The sequence below is a fragment of the Zavarzinia sp. genome (assembly GCF_049306435.1).
Classification (GTDB): Bacteria; Pseudomonadota; Alphaproteobacteria; order Zavarziniales; family Zavarziniaceae; genus Zavarzinia.
Genome location: NZ_JBAQRT010000374.1, coordinates 1 through 5,279, shown reverse-complemented (window position 1 = coordinate 5,279; position 5,279 = coordinate 1). Strand labels below are relative to the sequence as shown.

Sequence of the window (5,279 nt, the reverse complement as noted above, 5' to 3'; positions counted from 1 at the left end):
TCAAGGTGTCGAAGAAGACCGAATCCGGGTCGGTACCCGGCGCGGCCACCACGTCATCGACCAGGATGTTGCCCATCGTCACCTCGCCGCCCAGTTTGAGCGTGAGGTTCTGGATGTGCTCTTCCGGCGTTGCACCGACGTCGCTGAACGTCAAGCTGCCCAGTGCGGTGAAGTTCACAAACTCGACCGTGCGGTTCACCGTGTTGGAAGCCAACAGGATGTTGAGCGCGGTCAGGTCGGCAAAGTCAACACGCAGGATGGTGCTCGGCAGCGTGGTGAACAGGCTTTCGACCAAGCCCCCTTCGTTGGTGATCAGGTCGTCGGTGAGCCACAGGCGGCCGATTTCAGCATCGTAGCCAGAGGTGTCTACCGGCGCCGTGATGTTATTGAACAGCCAGACGACGTTGGTCGAACTGGTGGTGTCCAAATGGTTGGCAGTACCGTCGGTATCTTGCCCATAAAACTCGGACCCAACTCGAATGTCGCGCTCGGCCTGAGCGACAGTCTGGAAACGGATGGTCTGGCCGGCCAAGCTGTCGGCATTGGCGATGTCGGTCAGGGCAACCGTGAAGAAGCCCAAGTCGGTTGCCACGTCCAAGGTAACGTCGTTGTCTTCCAAGGTCACGTCACCAGCGATGCCGGCAGCGATGCCCGACAGATCGACCGGGGTGTCGCCCAAGTCAACGATGTTGACCACACCGGTGAAGCCAGGCAAGCCCGTGTCTGCACCCGCCACAATGTTCAGGTCATCGGCCTGTGCGGCATTGAGCGTCAGGGTCGCGCCGTCGGCCAGCACGATGTCCAGGGTCTGGAGGATCGAGAGGTCGAGGTCGCTGAGGTCCATCGAGGCATCGATGTACAGGGTGGTGTTGGCACCCAGGTCGATGTTGAGGATGGAGCCAGGGGTCAGGGTACCCAGCGCACCCAGGTGGAACTCGCTGCCAGCGGCGGCACCGCTGAAATCGAAGTTCCAGCCGATGGTGTCGTCTGTCGTGATAAGCGGTGTACCGTTAGTGCTGTCAAGATCGTCTGTCGTCAGCGTCATGGTGGTGACACCGGTGCCGGACGTGAAGGTGAAGGCTGCCGAGTCGATGTCCTTCACTTCACCGAGCGACAGGTCGCCGGACAGGCCGGAGGCATCGAGCACGGACAGCGTTGGCGCAGTAATGCCCCATTCGGAGACCACGTCAGGATTTGTGCCCAGGACAATGTCACCGGTGCCCGACAGCGTCAAGGTTTCGATGCTGCCGCCTTCGATGGCCGCGCTGGCGCCCGTGACTGTCAACACGCCGGTGCCGTCGTTGGCGACGTTCAAGGTGTCGATGTCCACGTCAATGGCGACCAACTGCTGGATCGTGACATTGGCGCTGCCGGTGATGGTCAGGGTTGCCACTGCGTCGTCATCAGGCACGTCGACCGAGTTGAAGACGATGTCGCCGTCGATCACCAGATCTTGCGTGGCGTCGATGGCCACGTTGAGCAGGTTGTTGTCGGACGTGTTGGGTGCACCCAGCACGGTGACAGTATTGACGTTGCCGTCGATCAGGTTCGGCAGGGTACCGACTGAATTGATCGTCAGGATGTCGAAGTACTGCTGAACCAGGGTGCCCACCTTGTCGGTGCGTGTGGGAATGCTCAAGTTGCCGTTGAGCTCCACATCGCCCTCGAGGGTGAGGGTCAGCGAGCGGACTTCGTCGCCAGCGTCCCAATCGTTGAAGATCAGGCCGGTTGGGGTGGTGATGCCGGCTTCGATGACCACAACACGGTAGGTCGGGTCGAGGAAGCCCAGATCAGCCGGGTCAGCATACAGGCGCAGTTCCACCGAGCTGGCCAGATCGTCGATGGAGTATTCGACGTTGGAGTTGCCACCGATGGTGAAGCCCGAAGCCAGTGCTTTCAACGTGGTGACGTCGTAGCCGGAGGCGTCGATCTGTCCAGGGAACGTGGTGTGCGGCGCGAACTGGAAGATCAGCGTGCTGTTGACACCGCCGGTGACCACCAGGCCATCCGCCTGCACCTCGCTTGCCAGACCCAGGGTTTCACCGTCGGCCAGCAGGACTTCAAGAGCAGTCAGGCTGCCCAGCACCGTGTCGAGCGCCAGGTTGACCTGCGGTTCACCCAGCGCCAGGGTCGTGGTAGCACCCACGATGCCGCTGATGTCGAATGCTTCACCCGCATCTGCGCTGTCGCCGTCACCGTTGAGGTCGTTGGCGATGTCGGATTGCATCAGGTCGGTGATGTTGACGAAGTATTCGCCAATGGTCAAGTCGCCGTTGACATCCAGACCGACGATGCTGCCCGTGCCAGCGAGCTGGTTGAACTGCGCAGCGGTAAGGTTCAGCGTGCCACCTTCGGGAACGATGATCTGGCCAACACCGGTGAGGTCGCTGGCCGGGTCGATGGTGACGTTGCCGGCAGCCATGGTGATGGAGGCCACGGTGATGCCAGCAGGCAGCAGGGTGGCGTCGAACACGTCGCCGTTGTCCAGACCAACGATGCTGATGGTGGCGGTATCGCCGACAACAGCCAGGTCAACGATGCTGCCGAGGGCCTCGTACTGGTCGAAGGTCAGGGTCAGGTTGGAACCATTTTCGAGCAGGATCTGGTCGATGTTGCTGATCGAGCTGCCATTGACCGAGAGGTCAATCGAATCGCTGATGCGGACGACGTCGACGCCAACTGCGTCACCGTTGATGGTGATCGTGTCAGTCGGGTCGATATCCCAGCCGTCCAGACGGATGTCCATGGTGCCGGTGCCTGCGTGGTTGACCACCAGGGCGTCGACATCGCTGTCGCTGGTGTCCAAGTCGCCTTCGATGGTGACATCGGCGGGGCCGTTGACATTCAAAACAGCGGTGGCTTCCTCGTCGTCGTTGGCGGTGACAGCGTCATTGCCTGTGACCGATTCAAAGATGATGTCGCCTTCGAGAATGAAGTCTTGCTCGGCATTGATCGTGACGTTGAGCAGGTCGTTGTCAACGCTGTTGTAGGTGCCTTGCCAGCCTGTGCCCTGCGAGGTGATGTCGCCGCCAATGATGTTGGTAGTCTCACCGGTGTAGCGGTTGGTGCCTTCGACCACGTCGTCGGTTGCAACATCATCCGCCGTGGCGTTGGAGTTGATGGTGACGCTCTGCAGGTCCATTTGCTGCAGGCCAGCCTCATTGCTGGAAGCAGACAGGCGCAGGTTGCCGGTGATTTCCGTGCCGCCTTCCATGGTCAGGTTGAAGTCGCGGATTTCGACGTCGGCTTCAGGCTTGTTGAAGACCACCCAGCCATCGACCGTTGTGCCTTCCACGAGGACGACGTTTTGCGTGACACCGTCGACCCAGCCGAGGCCGTTGTAGATGACCTTGGTGACCGATTCCTGCAAGCCGAAGAACATCAGGTCGACGTTGCGGTTGGCAACCAGGACGTTGAGGATCATGAGCGTATCGACACTGAAGCCAGAGGCGTCGATCGACTCGAAAGGGCCGGCAGATGTGTCGTTGAACTGCAGGGTGGTATTGCTGCCGCCACCGATAACCAGGCCGTCAGCCTGTTGAATGTCGGCCAGCGCCAGGGTCATGTCGTCGCCCATGATGACTTCAAAACCGCCGAGGTTGTCGGAAGCGTCGAGTGTGACGCTTTCAGCCAGGGTGATGGTCTTGGTGTCGGCGGTGACCTGCGACAAGTTGAGGTTCTCGAAGTTGGGGAAACCATTGTCGTTGGAGTCGCCATCCCCATTGAGGTCGTTATCGACATCGACTTGCGTCAAATCAGTAATGTTGACGGTGAAGTCGGTGGTACCGCCAATGCCGGCAATCGAGCCCCAGCCTTCGGGGCCGGTGAATGCCCATCCGCCTAATTGCTGGAACTGGGCCGCTGTCAGGTTCAAGACCGTGCCTTCTGGCACCAACAGACCACCAATACCAGTCAGGTCGGTATCGGGGTGCAGGGTCACGACGGGCAGGTCGGCAATGGTGACCAGGCCAACGTCGATGCCGGCGGCGTAGTTGGCGAGTGCGAAGGGCTCGCCGTCGAGACCGGAGAGGTTCAAGGTGGCATTGTCAGCACCCAGGGCCAGCACAAAGTTGGCCGCACCGATTTCGTCGGCTTGCGCCATGGTCAGGGACAACTCGGCATCGTCGCCCAAAACGACCTGTGTGACGTTGATCAGGGTAGCCTCTTCCAGATTGATGTCTGAGTCTTCGCCCACTGTCAACACGACGCCGGCAGCGCCGCCGTCGATGGTGGTTACGGTGGCATCCATTGAGCCGTCGTCGGCGGTGAATGAGCTGTCTTCTTCGAAGGTCAGCGTGGAGCCGCCTGCGGCACCGACAAAGCTGAAGTCGTCAGCCGGGTCAACGACTGCAGAGAAGGTGCCAGTCACGCCAGCCGCGTCGATTACCAACAAATCTTCAGGCAGAGCGTCAACGATGGTGACATTGCCTGCGTTGTTGACATCGAGCGAGGTGACGTCGTCGCCGTTCACATCTTCAATGGTGACTGCGGTGCCGTCACCGTTGATGGTGATGGAGTCGGCGTTGTCGATGGTGATGCCTGCGGCATGCAGCGGACGGACGTCGCCAGCCACAGAGTGCACCAGGTTGACCACCGCATCGGCGTGCTCCCACTCGTAGTTGGCCACCAGGGCACCGACGTTGGAACTACCGGTGGGGCCTTCGGCCTTGGCGGTGCCGCCACCTTGGAGTTCAAATACCAGGCCCCAGGCGGCGTCTTGCACCACCAGGGTGTCGTTGTAGTTGCCGCGCAAAGCGAAGACCTCAATGTCTTGCGCGGTGTCGCACAGTTTGATGGTGGCTTGGTTGCCCGTGCTGCCATTGGCGGTGGGGCCGTCGATGGTGGTCACGACGTAGCGGGTGACACCGCTGGAATGCAGGCTGCCTGCATCGGGTTCATCGAAGCCGACGGAGTTGGCGGGGGCAGTTGCTGCCGCAGTACCCGACACGCCTTCGTCAGCAGCGATGCTGATATGCACTTCGGATGCGTAGCCTGCGTCAGCGTTGCCGGTAATGGAGCCACCCTGGCCCAGCAACTCGAAGTTGTCAACGGTGAAGTTGATCACGTTGCCTTCGAGGGCAGAGAAGTCGATGTCGAAGGGGTTGGTGGGCACGCCCAGGGGTTCACCCAGGCCGACCGCGCCGGTGAACATGATGTCCTGGTCACCGATGATTTCCAGATTTTGGTGCCAGCTCTCGAAGGCGCCTTGCGTCAGCGTGGCGGTGCCGGTGCTGTCGAGGGTGAGGACCACTTCGACGGCAGCATCGGCCGGACGGTCG

Annotated in this window: 1 protein-coding gene; it reads right to left on the bottom strand. The window is 60.7% G+C overall.

The window, feature by feature from the left end:
• On the bottom strand, positions 1-5,279 hold a 5,279-nt coding region (locus tag WAZ62_RS21365), incomplete at both ends, for a beta strand repeat-containing protein (RefSeq protein WP_422645552.1).